The organism is Maribacter sp. LLG6340-A2 (assembly GCF_045057105.1).
In the GTDB taxonomy this organism is placed as follows: Bacteria; Bacteroidota; Bacteroidia; order Flavobacteriales; family Flavobacteriaceae; genus Maribacter.
In genome coordinates this window covers 3,739,123-3,754,137 of the sequence record NZ_CP159332.1, presented here as the reverse complement: position 1 = coordinate 3,754,137, position 15,015 = coordinate 3,739,123, and the positions used below count along the sequence as shown (strand labels likewise).

The window sequence follows — 15,015 nt, the reverse complement described above, 5'->3', positions numbered from 1 at the left end:
ATAACAGCCTTATTATATAGCCAATCTAAAATTACATCACCTGCAATTTCCTCTTAAAAAGAGTATGCTAGTATTTAGTATAATATTATGGATAATAACCCTTCCTATGTTTTAGAAGTGTATCATACTAAGACTTTACAACTTATAGCTGCAAAAAAAGGCCTTTCATATTCAGAACCGATAGCTACAACAATTGGGGCTTTTTCTATTCAATGGAAAATACACCCTAAGGCTACAGACATATTAAGAGGGGTTGTTTTTGGTAGAGACTAAACACAATCAAGAATTTTTATACTTCTTTTGGAACGATGTTGACCAAACTTGATTGCTGCTTAGATACATATGCACATCTTGCAATGAAATTAAAAGTCATTTAATACAATGTTTTAAAAATTAAACCCCGCTTTATATTAATAAGGACAAAGCAAATTTGTTATTACGTGAACTTCGTATTATTTTAGAAAATCGAAAAAAAAGCGATACTTTTAAGGTATATAATTTGAACACATGAAAAATCCCCTTTTTAAAGATTTAGGCTTGGCTTTTTTTAGAATAGCCGTTTCTGCGATGATGTTAACACATGGCCTTCCAAAATTCCAAAAACTCATTTCCGGAAATTTTGAATTTGGTGATCCTATAGGCATTGGTGCCGCCCCTTCCTTATTTCTGGCGGTTATAGGAGAATTTATCTGTCCAATTTTAATAATTATTGGTTTTAAGACCCGTTTATCTGCCATACCCACAGCAATTACAATGGCCGTAGCAGCTTTCATAGCTCACGGTGCAGATCCTTTTGGCACTAAAGAAAAAGCTTTGCTTTATTTAGTAGCCTATATCACCATATTTCTTGTAGGCCCTGGTAAACTCAGTATAGATAAAAAATAAATCTATACAATTTTATACAGTAATTCCTTTAAAAGGTCAGCGTCTTTCATAGGAGAGGTGCCAACACCTTTTCCCTTTAAATCCAGTTCACGTAAGCTGGATATAATGGCACTTACCTTTTTCATGGGATAATTTCTTGCTGCAGTTTGGATTTCATTGACAAAGTAAGGGTTAATTCCTAGGGTTGATGCAACGTTTTTTGGAGAATGATCACTTAAACCATGATACTGTAATAATTGGGTGAAAAACGAATTCAATAAAGTTACCGTAAGCACAAACGGATTATCTTTTGGGTTATGTGCAAAATAAGTAATTATTTTTGCCGCCTTGACAATATCACGCTCGCCAATAGCTTTCTTTAATTCAAAATTGTTATAATCCTTGCTTATACCAATATGTTCTTCAATATGTTGAGGAGTAATATCGGTTTGTACGGGCAACGCTAATTTAAGTTTATCCAACTCTTTACTAATTTTACTTAAATCCGTACCTAAGTATTCCACCAGAAGAACTGCCGCTTTATGGGTAATGGTATAGCCCCTACTTAAGAGGTTTTTTCTGATCCAATCTGCCACCTTGTTTTCATAAAGCTTTTTGCTTTCAAAAATAACCCCAGATTTTTTAATGATCTTAAAGAGTTTCTTTCGTTTATCCAGCTTTTTATATTTATAGCAAACCACTAAAACCGTAGATTGTTGAGGGTTTTCTGCATAGGCACTCAATTGCTCTATGGTCCTGGAAAGGTGCTGTGCCTCTTTAACAATGACCACCTGTTTTTCTGCCATCATAGGATATCGTTTTGCATTACCTACAATATCATCTATAGAAACATCTTTCCCGTAAAGAATGGTTTGGTTAAAATCCCTTTCCTCTTCGGCTAAGACCTTATTGCCAATATAATCGGATATCTTGTCTATAAAATAGGGTTCCTCTCCATATAGAAAATAGATAGGACTAATTTGTCCCTTTTTAATTGCATTGACTATTTGTATTGCTTCATCCATTCAGAAAAATTCATCAACTTTGTAACATGCAGCCATTAAATTTTCCAAGCTACAACTTTAGGGTCAAAAATAGCGAAAATAGAACCTTGATCTTTGACGATGTGCGTAAAAAATTTGTGGTACTAACACCAGAAGAATGGGTTAGACAACATGTTGTCCAGTATTTACTGAGAGAAAAAAAATATCCACTAAGCCATATCAACGTTGAAAAACAAATAAAGATGAACGGGCTGGTAAAACGATATGACATAGTCGTATTCAACCCAAATGGTGAGTTACACGTTTTGGTGGAATGCAAAGCCCCGGATGTAAGCATATCTCAACAAACTTTTGACCAGATTGCACAGTACAATATTCAGTTAAATGCCAGCTACTTAATGGTTACCAATGGCATATCCCATTTTTATTGCCTAACCGATACCCAAGCGGAAAAATATGAATTTATGAGGGAGATTCCTGATTTTAGCCGTTAATTTGCCTTCGTTTTGAAAATTGCAATAGTCATATTAAATTGGAACGGCGAAGTCCTGCTGGAGCGTTACTTGCCTTCTGTGGTTGAACATTCAGGTGATGCGGCTATTTATGTAGCGGATAATGCATCTACGGATGATTCCGTGGCCTATGTACGTACCAACTTCCCAACCGTACAAATTATACAGAACAAAGAGAACGGCGGGTTTGCAAAGGGTTACAACGATGCTTTGGCACAAGTGGATGCCGATATTTTTTGCTTGTTAAATTCAGATGTTGAAGTTACCCCTAATTGGATCCCTCCAATTAAAGAAGCGTTTTTAACGCGCCCAGAAATAGCGATCGTGCAACCCAAAATCCTTGATTTATTAAAGAAAGATCATTTTGAATATGCAGGTGCAGCAGGTGGGTTTATTGATCAATTGGGTTACCCTTTTTGCAGGGGGCGTATTTTTCAGACTCTGGAAAAAGACCAAGGGCAGTATAATGATACCAAAGAAATATTCTGGGCTACCGGTGCATGTATGTTTGTAAAAAGAACCGTATTCAATGAGCTACAAGGTTTTGATCCAGATTATTTTGCCCACCAAGAAGAAGTTGATTTTTGCTGGCGTGCTAAAAATAGAGGATATAAAGTATTTTATATTGGTGATGCTGCCGTATATCATTTAGGAGGCTCTACCTTAAGTAACATGAACCCTAAAAAAACCTATTTAAACTTTAGAAACTCATTATTTTCCATCACCAAGAATTTACCTATTAGAAAAGCATTTGTCATAATTTTCCTTAGACTGCTTTTAGATGGTATTGCAGCATTGCGCTTTGTATTCCAGTTTAGATTCAAGCATTTTTTAGCCATTTTTAGAGCCCATTTAAGCTTTTACAGGCAGTTTAGAAAGATGTACAATAAACGTGAAAAGACTAAATTTATCAGAAAATATTACATTACGACATCTATAGTATGGTCGTATTTCGTACATAACATTAGAAATTTTAACATTTTAGTAAAAGATTAACTAAGCTGTTTTATAACTAAGTTAGTAATTATATAATTTTGAAATCGCTTAAATGCGAAAATTGAGTAAATAACTAAATATTAATATAGATTAAAATTATGAAGAAAATATTTTTAGGATGTCTTGGAGTAACGCTTTTATTGTCTTCATGTGTTTCACAGAAAAAATATGCAGATCTTGAGGCTAAGCATAAGAACACGCAAGATTTATTGAATTCTGCAACCGTAAAATTAAATGATTGTTTGGAAGAGAAAGCAACGGCTTCCTCTAGGCTTCAAACATTAGAAGACCAAAATGCATTTTTAAAGGCGAACAATCAAGATTTAATAAATAATATGGGGAACTTGACAACCTTGACTACCAAGGGTGCTGAGAACTTGGAAAAATCTTTGGAGAGTTTACAGGAAAAAGATTTGACTATTCGTAAATTAAATGATGCCATTACCCGTAGAGATTCTGTGAACCTTTCATTGGTACAGAGCTTAAAAGGAGTGTTAGGCAATTTAGATGATGAAGATATCGAAATCAGCGTTGAAAAAGGTGTGGTATTCGTTTCTATCTCAGATAAACTTTTATTTAGCAGCGGTAGTTATAACGTAACAAGCAGAGCTAAGGAAGTATTAGGTAAGGTTGCCAAAGTTGTGAACAACAAGCCAGACTTTGAATTTATGGTAGAAGGTCATACAGATGATGTACCATACAGAGGTAATGGATCTTTATTGGACAACTGGGATTTGAGTGTTAAGCGTGCTACTGCCGTTGTACGTATCTTGCAAAACGACTTTAATGTTGATCCTAAGCGTATGACAGCTGCAGGTAGATCGGAATATGTTCCTGTTTCTGCTACAGAAAAATCTAAGAACAGAAGAACTCGTATAGTTGTTCTTCCTAAAATTGATCAATTCTATAGCATGATAGAAGAAGGAATGAAAGATCCTGCGATCAACAAATAATTATCTTTCTATTTTAGAAATAAATAAAGCGGCCTCATAGGGGCCGCTTTTTTATTTACAATATGGTGTCATATATATTTAAAGGATATCCAGACTACCTTTGCCCTCTCTAACAATTTCAGGTTCGCCTTGGGATAAATCTATAATCGTAGATCCAATATTACCGCCATAACCTCCATCAATTACAATATCTACCAAATTCTCCCACTTTTCAAAGATTAATTCTGGATCGGTCGTATATTCCAATACATCATCTTCATCACGAATTGATGTAGAAACAATGGGGTTACCTAATGCTTCTACCAAGGTTTTTATAATCGTATTATCCGGCACACGAATACCTACGGTTTTCTTTTTTTTAAATTCCTTGGGCAAGTTGTTGTTTCCGGGTAATATAAAGGTATACGGTCCTGGTAAGGCCCGTTTTAATATTTTAAAGGTAGCTGTATCAATTTGACGTACATAGTCGGACAAGTTGCTTAGGTCCGTACAAATAAAAGACCAGTTGGCCTTTGCCAATTTTATACCTTTGATCCTGGCAATTTTCTCCAGCGCCTTTGTATTGGTAATATCACACCCAAGTCCATATACCGTATCTGTGGGATAAATAACCAAGCCTCCTTTTCTCAATACCTCCACTACCCTTTTAATTTCTTTAGGGTTGGGGTTTTCCTCGTATATTTTAATGAACTCGGCCATAACCTAACAATTTATAGATTGCTATTCAATACTAAATATACCAAACTATCCTATTACTTCTAATTTTGCGAAACGCAATAACAATTTTTTAATATCGCCCTTATCGAACAGAATTTCGGCTTTTCTATCATTACCTACTCCTTCTAGCTTTACCACCTTACCACGGCCAAATCTACTATGGTTTACCAATGATCCTACCGCTAAATTGGGGTCAATAGTATTGGTATTACCTACCGGAACCGCCAATTGCGGTTTTATTTTTCTTAATTTTTTAAGTTGGTTCGTATTTGGCTGTCCTATACTTGGTGGTGTACCCTTGGTAGGTTTAACCTGTCGTAATCTACTTTTATCCACTTCCCCAAATATATCTGCATTGATAAGGGATTTATAACGGTAACCACCATCTACCGGAGTAAGGTTTTCTACGTACTTTTCGTCAATTTCTTCTAAAAACCGACTAGGCTCGGCATCAATTAATTTTCCCCAACGATATCTATTTTGGGTATAGGTCAGATAGGCCTGTTTTTCTGCCCTGGTGAGTGCCACATAGAAAAGGCGTCTTTCCTCCTCCAGTTCACTACGGGTACTCATACTCATACCGGACGGAAAAAGGTCTTCTTCCATACCAACAATATACACATAAGGAAATTCAAGTCCTTTGGCCAAGTGAATGGTCATGAGGGCCACCCTATCATCATCTCCCGTATCATTATCCAAATCTGTTGCCAGAGCTACATCTTCTAAAAACTCACTTATACTTCCCGTTGCTTCATCAATTTCTTTTTGTCCTTCCACAAAGTCCTTGATACCATTCAACAACTCTTCTATATTCTCCATTTTACCAATACCCTCTGGCGTACCGTCTTTTTTGAACTCTAGAAGTATACCGGTTTTTTTGGCAACATGTTCTGCCAAGGTAAAAGCATCGGCAGATTCGCTCATCACCTGAAAGCTTTTGACCATCGTCACAAAATCCGTTAGTTTGCGTTTGGTCCCCGCATTAATTTTAAGGTCTATTTTGTCAATATTCTCCATGACCTCAAAAATAGAACGGTTGTAGTGGTTAGCGGCAACAACTAATTTATCTAAAGTAGTACCCCCAATACCCCTGGCAGGAAAGTTTATCACCCTTTTTAAAGCTTCCTCATCTTTTTGGTTGATGACCAACCTTAAGTAAGAAAGTACATCCTTGATTTCCTTTCTTTGATAAAAAGACAGACCTCCATAAATACGGTAAGGAATATCACGCTTTCTAAGGGCGTCTTCTATAGCCCTGGATTGTGAGTTGGTTCTGTACAAAACGGCAAATTGCCCATTGGACATTTGTTCCTGCATTCTATGCTCCCATATAGAATTGGCCACAAATCTACCCTCTTCTGCATCTGTAGGACTCCTATGTATTTTAATTGCAGCGCCATCATCGTTATCCGTCCAAACAACTTTTTCAATTTGATTTTGGTTTTTACCAATGATAGAGTTAGCGGCATTTACAATATTCCGGGTAGAACGGTAATTCTGTTCCAAACGGTACATACCCACATTATCGTAGTCTTTTTGAAAATTTAATATATTACTAATATTTGCCCCTCTAAAGGAATAGATACTCTGGGCATCATCACCTACCACACAAATATTCTGAAAGCGATCGGCCAATGCTTTTACGATCAGGTATTGAGAATGGTTGGTATCCTGATACTCATCTACCAAAATATACCTAAACCGGTCTTGATACTTCATTAATACATCTGGGTATCTTGTCAAGAGTTCATTGGTACGCAAAAGCAAATCATCAAAATCCATAGCTCCCGCCTTAAAACAACGGTCCACATAATTTTCATAAATATCTCCGGTCCTAGGTTTTTTGGCCATGGCATCCTGTTCTACCAATTCCGGATTGTTGCGGTAGGCTTTAACGGTAATTAAACTATTCTTGAAAGAGGAGATTCTATTTTGAATCTGCTTATACTTATAAATATCCTTATCCAAACCCATTTCCTTAATGATGGAAGAAATTAAACGTTGTGAATCCTGGGTATCATAAATCGTGAAGTTTGCAGGGTAGCCCAATTTATTGCCATCAATACGTAATAATTTAGCAAATACGGAATGAAAAGTACCCATCCACAAGTTTTTTGCTTCACTGGCGCCTACTATAGTAGCAATACGTGCTTTCATTTCACGTGCGGCCTTGTTGGTAAAAGTCAATGCCAAAATATTAAAGGAATCTACACCTTGGGCCATTAAGTGTGCTATTCTATACGTAAGAACACGGGTTTTCCCGGATCCGGCTCCCGCAATTACCATTAAAGGGCCATCCTTATGTAAAACAGGGGCCTTTTGGGCCTCGTTCAATTCATCTATAAATGAGCTCAAATCATCTTGTATTTAGAGTGTGAATTTAGCTATTATTGAGGGATACTAAAAGTCATCTCATTTAGATTTATAAACAATGGATGGTATTTCTTTTCAATTTGAATATATTTAAACTTTAATTCCAATTTAAAAGGCTAAAGGTTGAAATAAAATGAATTCAACACCAACCCGATAAAGGAACGCTTACTAAAATTTAAACTCTAATTATGAAAAAACTAGGATTATTGGCCTTTATTTTTTTTGGACTTACCGCCTACGCGCAAGGACCAAATCTTGACAAGGATTATAAGGCCATAGAGGGCAAGGTAATAGAATGGAGAAGAGAAATTCATCAAAATCCTGAATTGGGAAACCGTGAATTTAAAACTGCCGAAAAAATAGCCAAACATTTAAAATCGTTAGGAATTGAAGTACAAACTGGTGTAGCCCATACCGGCGTAGTGGGTATTTTAAAAGGAGATATGCCTGGTAAGGTCGTTGCCTTAAGGGCAGATATAGATGCCTTACCGGTAACGGAAAGAAACGACCTGCCCTACAAATCCAACGTCACCTCAGAATTTATGGGTGAAAAAGTAGGTGTTATGCATGCTTGCGGTCATGATACCCATACCGCAATTTTAATGGGTGTAGCTGAAATTATGTCGAAAAATAAGGACAAGATAAAAGGTACGGTAAAATTTATTTTTCAGCCAGCAGAAGAAGGTCCACCACCAGGAGAAGAAGGCGGCGCATTGTTAATGGTTAAAGAAGGCGTAATGAGCAATCCTAAGGTAGATGCCATTTTTGGTCTGCACATTAACTCGCAAACACCTGTAAACACTATAAAATATAAATCTGGTGGTACCATGGCAGCGGCACAAAGCTTTACCATACAAGTAAAGGGGAAACAATCTCATGGCTCCCAACCATGGTCTGGCGTGGATCCTATTTTAATAAGTGCTAAAATTATTGACGGCTTACAGACCATTATTAGTAGAGAAACGGACCTAACCAATGAAGCTGCTGTAATAACGGTAGGTAAAATAAAAAGTGGGGTACGTTTTAATATCATTCCAGAATCTGCAGAAATGATCGGTACGATCAGAACATTGGATTATGATATGAAAGATAAATTGAACAAGCGTATGGTTGAAATGGTGAGCACTATTGCTAAAGCATATGGCGGTGAGGCCACTTGCGAAATAAAAGATGCTACCGATATAACCTATAACAATCCTGAATTGGTGGAGCAGATGCTCCCTACCATTAAAAGAGTTGCCGGTGAAAGTAATGTAAGTATTCAAAAAGCGATTACCGGAGCAGAGGATTTTTCATATTTTCAAAGAGAAGCACCCGGGTTCTTCTTTTTCCTTGGCGGCATGACCCCAGGAAATACAGAATCTTACCCCCACCATACCCCAGATTTTCTTATTGATGACAGTGGTTTACTTTTAGGGGTACGCACTTTAACGGAAATGAGTCTAGATTTTCTAAACAGTGACAAAACCCCACGTTTAGATATAAAACCAAAAGGATAGTATTGATGAACAATTTTATAGATAATATTCCAAGTCTACCCTGGTGGACTTGGATTTTTTTGTTTCTTTTCTTAGTTGCAATTTGGGATATCTTTATTCAAAGGCGACATACCATTAAACACAATTTCCCTATTGTGGGGCATTTAAGATATTGGTTAGAAAGTATTGGTCCGGAAATGCGACAGTATTTTGTTGCCAATAACAGGGAAGAACTACCGTTCAATAGAATTGAAAGAGGATGGATTTACGCTTCTGCAAAAAAAGAAAACAACTATGAAGGTTTTGGCTCCGATCGTGACCTTTATGCCCATCAACATATATTCATAAAAAATAGAATGATGGCCTTTTCCGTTCCAGAAGGCCATCCCAATGCTATAGAGCCCACTTTTGTACCATGCGCCAAGGTCATGGGACTATATAATAAACGTAAAAAACCATTTAGACCATCAAGCGTTGTCAACGTTTCTGCCATGAGTTTTGGCTCGCTATCGGCTGCAGCGGTAGAAGCCATGAATAAGGGAGTCAAAAAAGCGCAGGCCTATCATAATACAGGTGAAGGAGGTTTATCTTCCTATCATAAACATGGAGGCAATATTGTTTTTCATTTTGGCACAGGGTATTTTGGCGTAAGAACCCCAGACGGTAATTTTTCCATGGAAAAAATGAAAAAATTGGTTGAAGACAATCCTTGTATCAAAGCTATAGAAATAAAACTATCGCAAGGGGCAAAACCTGGTAAGGGCGGTGTTTTACCAGGAGCCAAAATTACGCCAGAACTTGCTGAAATCAGGGGCGTAGAAGTGGGTAAGGATGTACTGTCACCTGCTACGCATAAAGCATTCTCCAACGTGCAAGAACTTTTGGCTTTTATTGAGGATATTGCAAATGAAACAGGATTACCCGTAGGAATAAAAGGTGCCATTGGTAAATTGGATCAATGGGAGGAACTTGCAGATTTAATGCTAGCAACGGGTAAAGGTCCAGATTTTATAACCGTTGATGGTGGCGAAGGTGGTACCGGCGCCGCACCACCCTCATTTGCCGATCATGTTTCACTACCTTGGGTCTATGGTTTTTCCAGTCTATATAAAGTATTCCTAAATAGAAACCTGACCGATAGAATTGTTTTTATTGGCTCAGGAAAATTAGGCTTTCCTGCAAAAGCGGCAATGGCATTTGCAATGGGCGTAGATTGTATTAATGTTGCAAGAGAAGCTATGATGAGTATTGGCTGTATACAAGCACAAGCTTGTCATAACAATACATGTCCTACAGGTATTGCCACCCAGAACAAATGGCTGCAAAAAGGAATAGACATACCCCTAAAATCCGACCGCTTGGCGCAGTACTTTAATACCTTTAAAAAAGAATTGTTAGAAATTACGCATGCGGCAGGCTATGAACATCCAAGTCAATTTACCATGGATGACGTACAGGTTAATGTAGATGATAATGACCTGAACAGAAGTTTGGCATCTACCTACGGGTACAATAAAGTTAAAGTAGCCTTTACAAGTGTACAAGATTTAAAAGACTGTTCGTATCTTGGCGGCAAAATTGAGGACAACACATTAAAAGCATAAGAGACCATGATGAAGTTATATATATGTTCAGCATTTTTTTTAATAGGATTAAATACCCTACAAGCGCAGAAAAAAAGTGAGCTCATAGCACAAAACCAAGAACTTAAATTTCAATTAGATTCTATAAAGAGAATTGTAAGTACCGCTCAAAGAAATGAAAAGTTAGGTTTGTTACGCGCGGAAGAAATGCAGGTACAGGTAAAGGAATTACAGGATGCAAATGCTACCTTAATGAAAAATTTAAATAGTTTTGCAACCCTTTCCAGTCAGAATTCTGAGAATATTACCAAAACCTTAGCTACCTTAAAGAGAAAAGAAAAGCAAATAAAAGGAATTGTTGATGGAATTGCCAGCAATGATTCTACCGCAATTATGACGTTAACACACGCCAAACAAACCTTAGGCGAAAATGCCAATGTAAACGTAACGAACGGAACTGTAATCGTATCAGAAAAATTAGATTTTTTCTTTGATAATGGCTTGGGAAATAAAGTGTCCGCAGAAGCTAATACTTGGTTAGAAAATATTGCCAAATTAATAAAAGCCAACCCTAAAAGTATGATTACGGTAGCAAGTTTGAATATCACAGGAGAATTAGACCTTGCCCTGCAACAGGCAACCTCCATTGCCAGTATTCTTATAAAAGAATATGGTGTACAAGGAGACCGCATTACTGCCGTTGGTGCAGATGGGGGTTTAAGGGAATCCGTTCAAATTAAATTTGAACCAGACTATAAAGCATTCTATGATATGGCAAAAGGTGATGTTAAAAATTAAATACTTGCATTTCATCGATGAGCCTTTATACTAATTGAAGATATTCATCGTTAAATAGGGGTATTAATTATTAAATAACGCTAAAAAAAATGAGCTCAGACCAAATATTTCAACTTTTCGCCTATTTATTGCCTTCAGTCGTTACCGGTGCCATTGCCTTTTATTTTTTTAGAATGCACACCAACAATGAAGAAGGTAGAAGACGTTTTCTACTTCACAAGGATTCACAAAAGGATACCTTGCCCGTTAGGTTACAGGCGTATGAAAGAATGGCCTTGTTTTTAGAGCGTATTTCTATTCCTAATTTAGTCGTACGTGTTTCACCACATTCCAATGACAAAGCAGCTTATGAAAGCTTATTGATTAAAAGTATAGAAACAGAATTTGACCATAATCTTTCTCAACAAATTTATATGACGGATGAATGTTGGAACGTGATAAAGGCCGCAAAGAGTGCTACTATCCAAATGATCCGTAAGGCTGCTATGAGCGAAACAGATTCTGCCGATAAATTAAGGGAAGATATCTTAAATGAAACCATGGAGAAATCCTCTCCTTCTGCAACCGCACTTTCCTTTGTCAAAAAAGAGATCAACGCATTATGGTAATTGCCTTAAATGGTAGATGTGATTTTGTATGAACCGTATTACTCGTTAACGTTCGGTTCTATAGGATTGGTTTCCTCATTTTTATTTTTAGCATATAGATAGCCTCTTTTCCACCATAAAGTCATTTTTTGTTTATCAAAAATTAATGAATTGGTCGTTAAGATTGTTGGTGTATAATATAGGTTTATAATTGCATTTTTCTGATTGGCCACCAGTTTCCCTATTCTAATATTCTGATTTTCTATACGATCAAGAATAAAGCTCATCATGGTGGTAATCAACTCAAACGGATTTCTGGAAGCCACTCGGTTTAAATAGTTTACTTCTGTGTGCAAAACAACTACATCAACCTCTGTAGCCCCACGTTTTATTGCTTCCTCTATGGGTACAATACTACCAAGGCCCCCGTCTGCGTATTCACATCCGTTTTTACGAACCAAGCTCATAAATGGTGTGTAATTGGCTGAAATCCAAATCCAATCACAATACTCATCATAGGTACAATCCTTTATAGATTTATATTCTACTTGGTTCAAAGAAAGATTAGAAACAGTTATCACTACATCCTTTGGACCATTTTTTAAAGTATTGAACTCTTCAACGGTTAAACTCTGTCGTATTAATTTTCTTAGGTTTTCACTTTCCCCAAAAGTTTTTTTTCCCCTTAAAAAGTTCCCCAGTACCTTCCAGTGGTTTATAGAAATTTCTTCATTACCATGTACTTTTCTAATTAAAAAAGGACAATTATTAAAAATACTATCCTGATTTACATTGGAGTAGATTTCCTTTATCTTATCTAATTTACCCAGTGCTAAATGAGAAATTAATAAACTTCCCGTTGAAGTCCCCACAAAAAGGTCATAGGTTCTACCCCCTTCCTGTATAAGATACTGGGCCACCCCACCGGCAAAAGCCCCTTTACTACCACCACCAGAAATTACCAAAGCCCTCATGCTATTTCATTTTTCTCTTAAGGTACTGCAAATCTTTTGTATTCATTTTCTTTGAAAGCGATTCTATATTTTTTCGTTGGACTTCATCCTTTAATTCTTCATCCAAAATACTTCTTGCAAAATTTCTAAATTGCCAAGAATGATGATTCGTGGCCTTAATTAAATTCTCCAAAGCTTCACCCTCCAACACCTTTAAGTTAGAAAGATACATAAATGCGTTTTGCCTAACCTCTGTATTATATATAGAAGAAGTATAACTTTTCAACTCATTTAAATACCCTGATTTCTTTACCAAATTATAACTTGGTGTAACCATTGCCAAAGCTAACCAAAGTGTACGAATATTTTTGTTGGGCATGCCTATTTCATCTTTTAAGCTATTTAAGTAGGTAACTCTATCTTCAGGGAATTCTACCCATAACTTGTAAAAGACGGTTTCTTTAGTAAGGTAACTTTCATCTTTTAGCATAGATTCAAACAAGGGCTTTAAAGTCTTAAAAATAGGATCTCTGGCTATAGCTAAACTTTGTCTTGGCATCATCTCTTTTTCAGTAAGCAGTTCGTTTAACTTTGCATCACTGATCCTGGAATGAAAATCTAAAATCAACTGTTTCTTTAAATTTATGGATGTTGTATCATTCCAATAGGAAGTCACAATTGAATCCTTATAATACGCTTCAGTTGATTCAATAGTTTCTTTTATACTATAATATTGGTCAATAGCACTACTATGAGTTCTCAAGAATGCTATAGCCTGCTCATAAGGGAATGTAGTTTCTACCAACCATTCGTGCTTAAAAGAATCTAATCTTTTGCCACTAGCAGCCTCCATCTCTGTTAGAAAATTAGTTACGGTAGCATTATTAAATCTATAGGTATTTAAGTAGGATTTTATTCCTTCCTTAAAAGCTTGATCACCTAATTCTTCCCTTAACATCAACAGGGCCCAAGCACCTTTTTCGTAAAAGGTTAAACTATTGGCTTTGGGATCAAGCAATGATTGTCCTAAACCATTATTATCTTGTTCTCTTAAGGTCAAAGCTGTTTCATGGTATTTCCAATAAAAGTTATTTTCGCCATTAATATCCCGTTCTGCCAAATAAGCATAATATGTAGCAAAACCTTCTTGTAACCAATGATGACCGCCACTTTCTTCGGTTACCAAATTGCCGAACCATTGGTGTGCAAGCTCATGGGCATTAATATTAAAATAATTCTTATCCTTAACCGCCACACTATCCACAATATAGGCATCAGAAAAAAGTGTTGCTCCTGTATTTTCCATTCCGGCATAAAGGAAATCATGGACAGGTACTTGTTTATAATTTTGCCAAGGGTAGTCTACCCCTATTTCTTTTTCCAAAAAATCGAATATTTGTTTGGTATACCTGTACGTTGGCTCCACTTTCAATACATCTTTTGGATAATAGTAGTTTTCTATGGGAATACCACTTTCTGACCGTAAGGTTTCTTTCTCATATTGACCGATGACAAAGGCGATCAAATAACTACTCATAGGGTTTTCCATGTTAAAACTCCATGACATCTTATCATCTATAGGATTCTTGGTCTTTAAAGACCCATTGGCAACAACCTCATAGTTTTTATCACAAATAATGGTAAGGTCTACCTCTACCTTCTCTGTCATGTCATCAAAAGAAGGCAACCAATGGCTGGTATATTTTCCTTGTCCTTGTGTCCAAATCTGCTCGTTTCCTTTTATGGAATCATCAAACCCTACAAAATATAGGGCTTGTTTAGGTTGTGCCATGTAGGCTAACCGCACTTTATGCTCACCATTCTTTTTAGGTGCACGAAAACCAATTCTTTTTCCGTCATTGAAAACTTCCCGTTTTCTTCCGTTCAACCTAAATTCCAAAACATTAATATTTTTAGCATCAATATAGATAGAATCCGTATTATCACTTTGTAAAAAATTATAAAGCACATTTCCATGAATTTCCTTAGTTACCGTATCTGGAGTAATGGTGGCAGCTAATCTAACAAAGTCAATAGTGTTGTTCTGCGCTTTACCAGAAGCAAATGTGAAGATAAAAAAGAGTAGTACAACAGGTTTCATATGGTAAATATATTTGGCTTTACTTATATAAAAAAATGTAAAATGAAACACCTTTTCAGTAAAAATGGGCAGCCACTTGTAGTTAAACGTGTTTAG

Annotated in this window: 14 protein-coding genes; 9 read left to right on the top strand and 5 right to left on the bottom strand. The window is 36.5% G+C overall.

Features of this window, described 5'->3' with window-relative positions:
- Positions 1–87 precede the first annotated feature (87 nt).
- Positions 88–273: a hypothetical protein gene (locus tag ABVM52_RS15795; protein WP_405382044.1), complete on the top strand. Its 186-nt coding sequence runs from the start codon at positions 88–90 to the stop codon at positions 271–273.
- 234 nt (positions 274–507) lie between these two features.
- On the top strand, positions 508–885 hold the full coding sequence (locus ABVM52_RS15790; protein ID WP_405382043.1) for a DoxX family protein: 378 nt from the start codon (positions 508–510) through the stop codon (positions 883–885).
- A 2-nt stretch (positions 886–887) separates the two neighbouring features.
- Here the strand turns inward: ABVM52_RS15790 and holA are convergent, their stop codons facing one another.
- Positions 888–1,889, bottom strand: a complete 1,002-nt coding sequence (holA, locus tag ABVM52_RS15785) for a DNA polymerase III subunit delta (protein WP_405382042.1) — start codon at positions 1,887–1,889, stop codon at positions 888–890.
- 26 nt (positions 1,890–1,915) lie between these two features.
- On the opposite strand from holA, the gene ABVM52_RS15780 reads away from it, so the two are divergent.
- From ABVM52_RS15780 to ABVM52_RS15770, 3 genes are all read left to right on the top strand, one after another.
- Positions 1,916–2,362, top strand: a complete 447-nt coding sequence (locus ABVM52_RS15780; protein WP_405382041.1) for a type I restriction enzyme HsdR N-terminal domain-containing protein — start codon at positions 1,916–1,918, stop codon at positions 2,360–2,362.
- Positions 2,363–2,374: 12 nt separating this feature from the next.
- Positions 2,375–3,376: a glycosyltransferase family 2 protein gene (locus ABVM52_RS15775; RefSeq protein WP_405382040.1), complete on the top strand. Its 1,002-nt coding sequence runs from the start codon at positions 2,375–2,377 to the stop codon at positions 3,374–3,376.
- A gap of 98 nt (positions 3,377–3,474) precedes the next feature.
- On the top strand, positions 3,475–4,329 hold the full coding sequence (locus ABVM52_RS15770) for a flagellar motor protein MotB (RefSeq protein WP_405382039.1): 855 nt from the start codon (positions 3,475–3,477) through the stop codon (positions 4,327–4,329).
- Positions 4,330–4,407: 78 nt separating this feature from the next.
- Here ABVM52_RS15770 and ABVM52_RS15765 read toward each other — a convergent pair whose 3' ends face one another.
- A complete protein-coding gene (locus ABVM52_RS15765; RefSeq protein WP_405382038.1) occupies positions 4,408–5,028 on the bottom strand; it encodes an L-threonylcarbamoyladenylate synthase in 621 nt (206 codons plus the stop codon).
- 45 nt (positions 5,029–5,073) lie between these two features.
- Positions 5,074–7,401, bottom strand: a complete 2,328-nt coding sequence (locus tag ABVM52_RS15760) for an ATP-dependent helicase (RefSeq protein WP_405382037.1) — start codon at positions 7,399–7,401, stop codon at positions 5,074–5,076.
- A 206-nt stretch (positions 7,402–7,607) separates the two neighbouring features.
- Between ABVM52_RS15760 and ABVM52_RS15755 the strand changes: the two genes are divergently transcribed.
- The 4 genes from ABVM52_RS15755 to ABVM52_RS15740 all read left to right on the top strand — a co-directional run bounded on the left by ABVM52_RS15755 (position 7,608) and on the right by ABVM52_RS15740 (position 11,886).
- On the top strand, positions 7,608–8,918 hold the full coding sequence (locus ABVM52_RS15755; protein ID WP_405382035.1) for an amidohydrolase: 1,311 nt from the start codon (positions 7,608–7,610) through the stop codon (positions 8,916–8,918).
- Positions 8,919–8,923: 5 nt separating this feature from the next.
- Positions 8,924–10,501 (top strand): FMN-binding glutamate synthase family protein, encoded by a 1,578-nt coding sequence (locus ABVM52_RS15750; protein ID WP_405382034.1) that lies wholly within the window; start codon positions 8,924–8,926, stop codon positions 10,499–10,501.
- 6 nt (positions 10,502–10,507) lie between these two features.
- A complete protein-coding gene (locus tag ABVM52_RS15745; protein WP_405382033.1) occupies positions 10,508–11,278 on the top strand; it encodes a hypothetical protein in 771 nt (256 codons plus the stop codon).
- A gap of 89 nt (positions 11,279–11,367) precedes the next feature.
- Entirely contained in the window at positions 11,368–11,886 is a 519-nt protein-coding gene (locus ABVM52_RS15740; protein ID WP_405382032.1) for a hypothetical protein, read from the top strand.
- A gap of 38 nt (positions 11,887–11,924) precedes the next feature.
- Here the strand turns inward: ABVM52_RS15740 and ABVM52_RS15735 are convergent, their stop codons facing one another.
- Together ABVM52_RS15735 and ABVM52_RS15730 are read right to left on the bottom strand one after the other, a co-directional pair.
- On the bottom strand, positions 11,925–12,839 hold the full coding sequence (locus ABVM52_RS15735; protein WP_405382031.1) for a patatin family protein: 915 nt from the start codon (positions 12,837–12,839) through the stop codon (positions 11,925–11,927).
- A gap of 1 nt (position 12,840) precedes the next feature.
- The gene (locus tag ABVM52_RS15730; protein WP_405382030.1) at positions 12,841–14,919 is read right to left on the bottom strand and encodes a M1 family metallopeptidase; all 2,079 of its coding nucleotides are present in this window, start codon (positions 14,917–14,919) and stop codon (positions 12,841–12,843) included.
- Between the last annotated feature and the right edge of the window lie 96 nt (positions 14,920–15,015).

Bases quoted from the DNA above. Each gene is read 5' to 3' on its own strand.
- ABVM52_RS15795 (WP_405382044.1), top strand. From the start codon at position 88: ATGGATAATAACCCTTCCTATGTTTTAGAAGTGTATCATACTAAGACT.
- ABVM52_RS15790 (WP_405382043.1), top strand. From the start codon at position 508: ATGAAAAATCCCCTTTTTAAAGATTTAGGCTTGGCTTTTTTTAGAATA.
- holA (WP_405382042.1), bottom strand. From the start codon at position 1,889: ATGGATGAAGCAATACAAATAGTCAATGCAATTAAAAAGGGACAAATT.
- ABVM52_RS15780 (WP_405382041.1), top strand. From the start codon at position 1,916: ATGCAGCCATTAAATTTTCCAAGCTACAACTTTAGGGTCAAAAATAGC.
- ABVM52_RS15770 (WP_405382039.1), top strand. From the start codon at position 3,475: ATGAAGAAAATATTTTTAGGATGTCTTGGAGTAACGCTTTTATTGTCT.
- ABVM52_RS15765 (WP_405382038.1), bottom strand. From the start codon at position 5,028: ATGGCCGAGTTCATTAAAATATACGAGGAAAACCCCAACCCTAAAGAA.
- ABVM52_RS15755 (WP_405382035.1), top strand. From the start codon at position 7,608: ATGAAAAAACTAGGATTATTGGCCTTTATTTTTTTTGGACTTACCGCC.
- ABVM52_RS15750 (WP_405382034.1), top strand. From the start codon at position 8,924: ATGAACAATTTTATAGATAATATTCCAAGTCTACCCTGGTGGACTTGG.
- ABVM52_RS15745 (WP_405382033.1), top strand. From the start codon at position 10,508: ATGATGAAGTTATATATATGTTCAGCATTTTTTTTAATAGGATTAAAT.
- ABVM52_RS15740 (WP_405382032.1), top strand. From the start codon at position 11,368: ATGAGCTCAGACCAAATATTTCAACTTTTCGCCTATTTATTGCCTTCA.
- ABVM52_RS15735 (WP_405382031.1), bottom strand. From the start codon at position 12,839: ATGAGGGCTTTGGTAATTTCTGGTGGTGGTAGTAAAGGGGCTTTTGCC.
- ABVM52_RS15730 (WP_405382030.1), bottom strand. From the start codon at position 14,919: ATGAAACCTGTTGTACTACTCTTTTTTATCTTCACATTTGCTTCTGGT.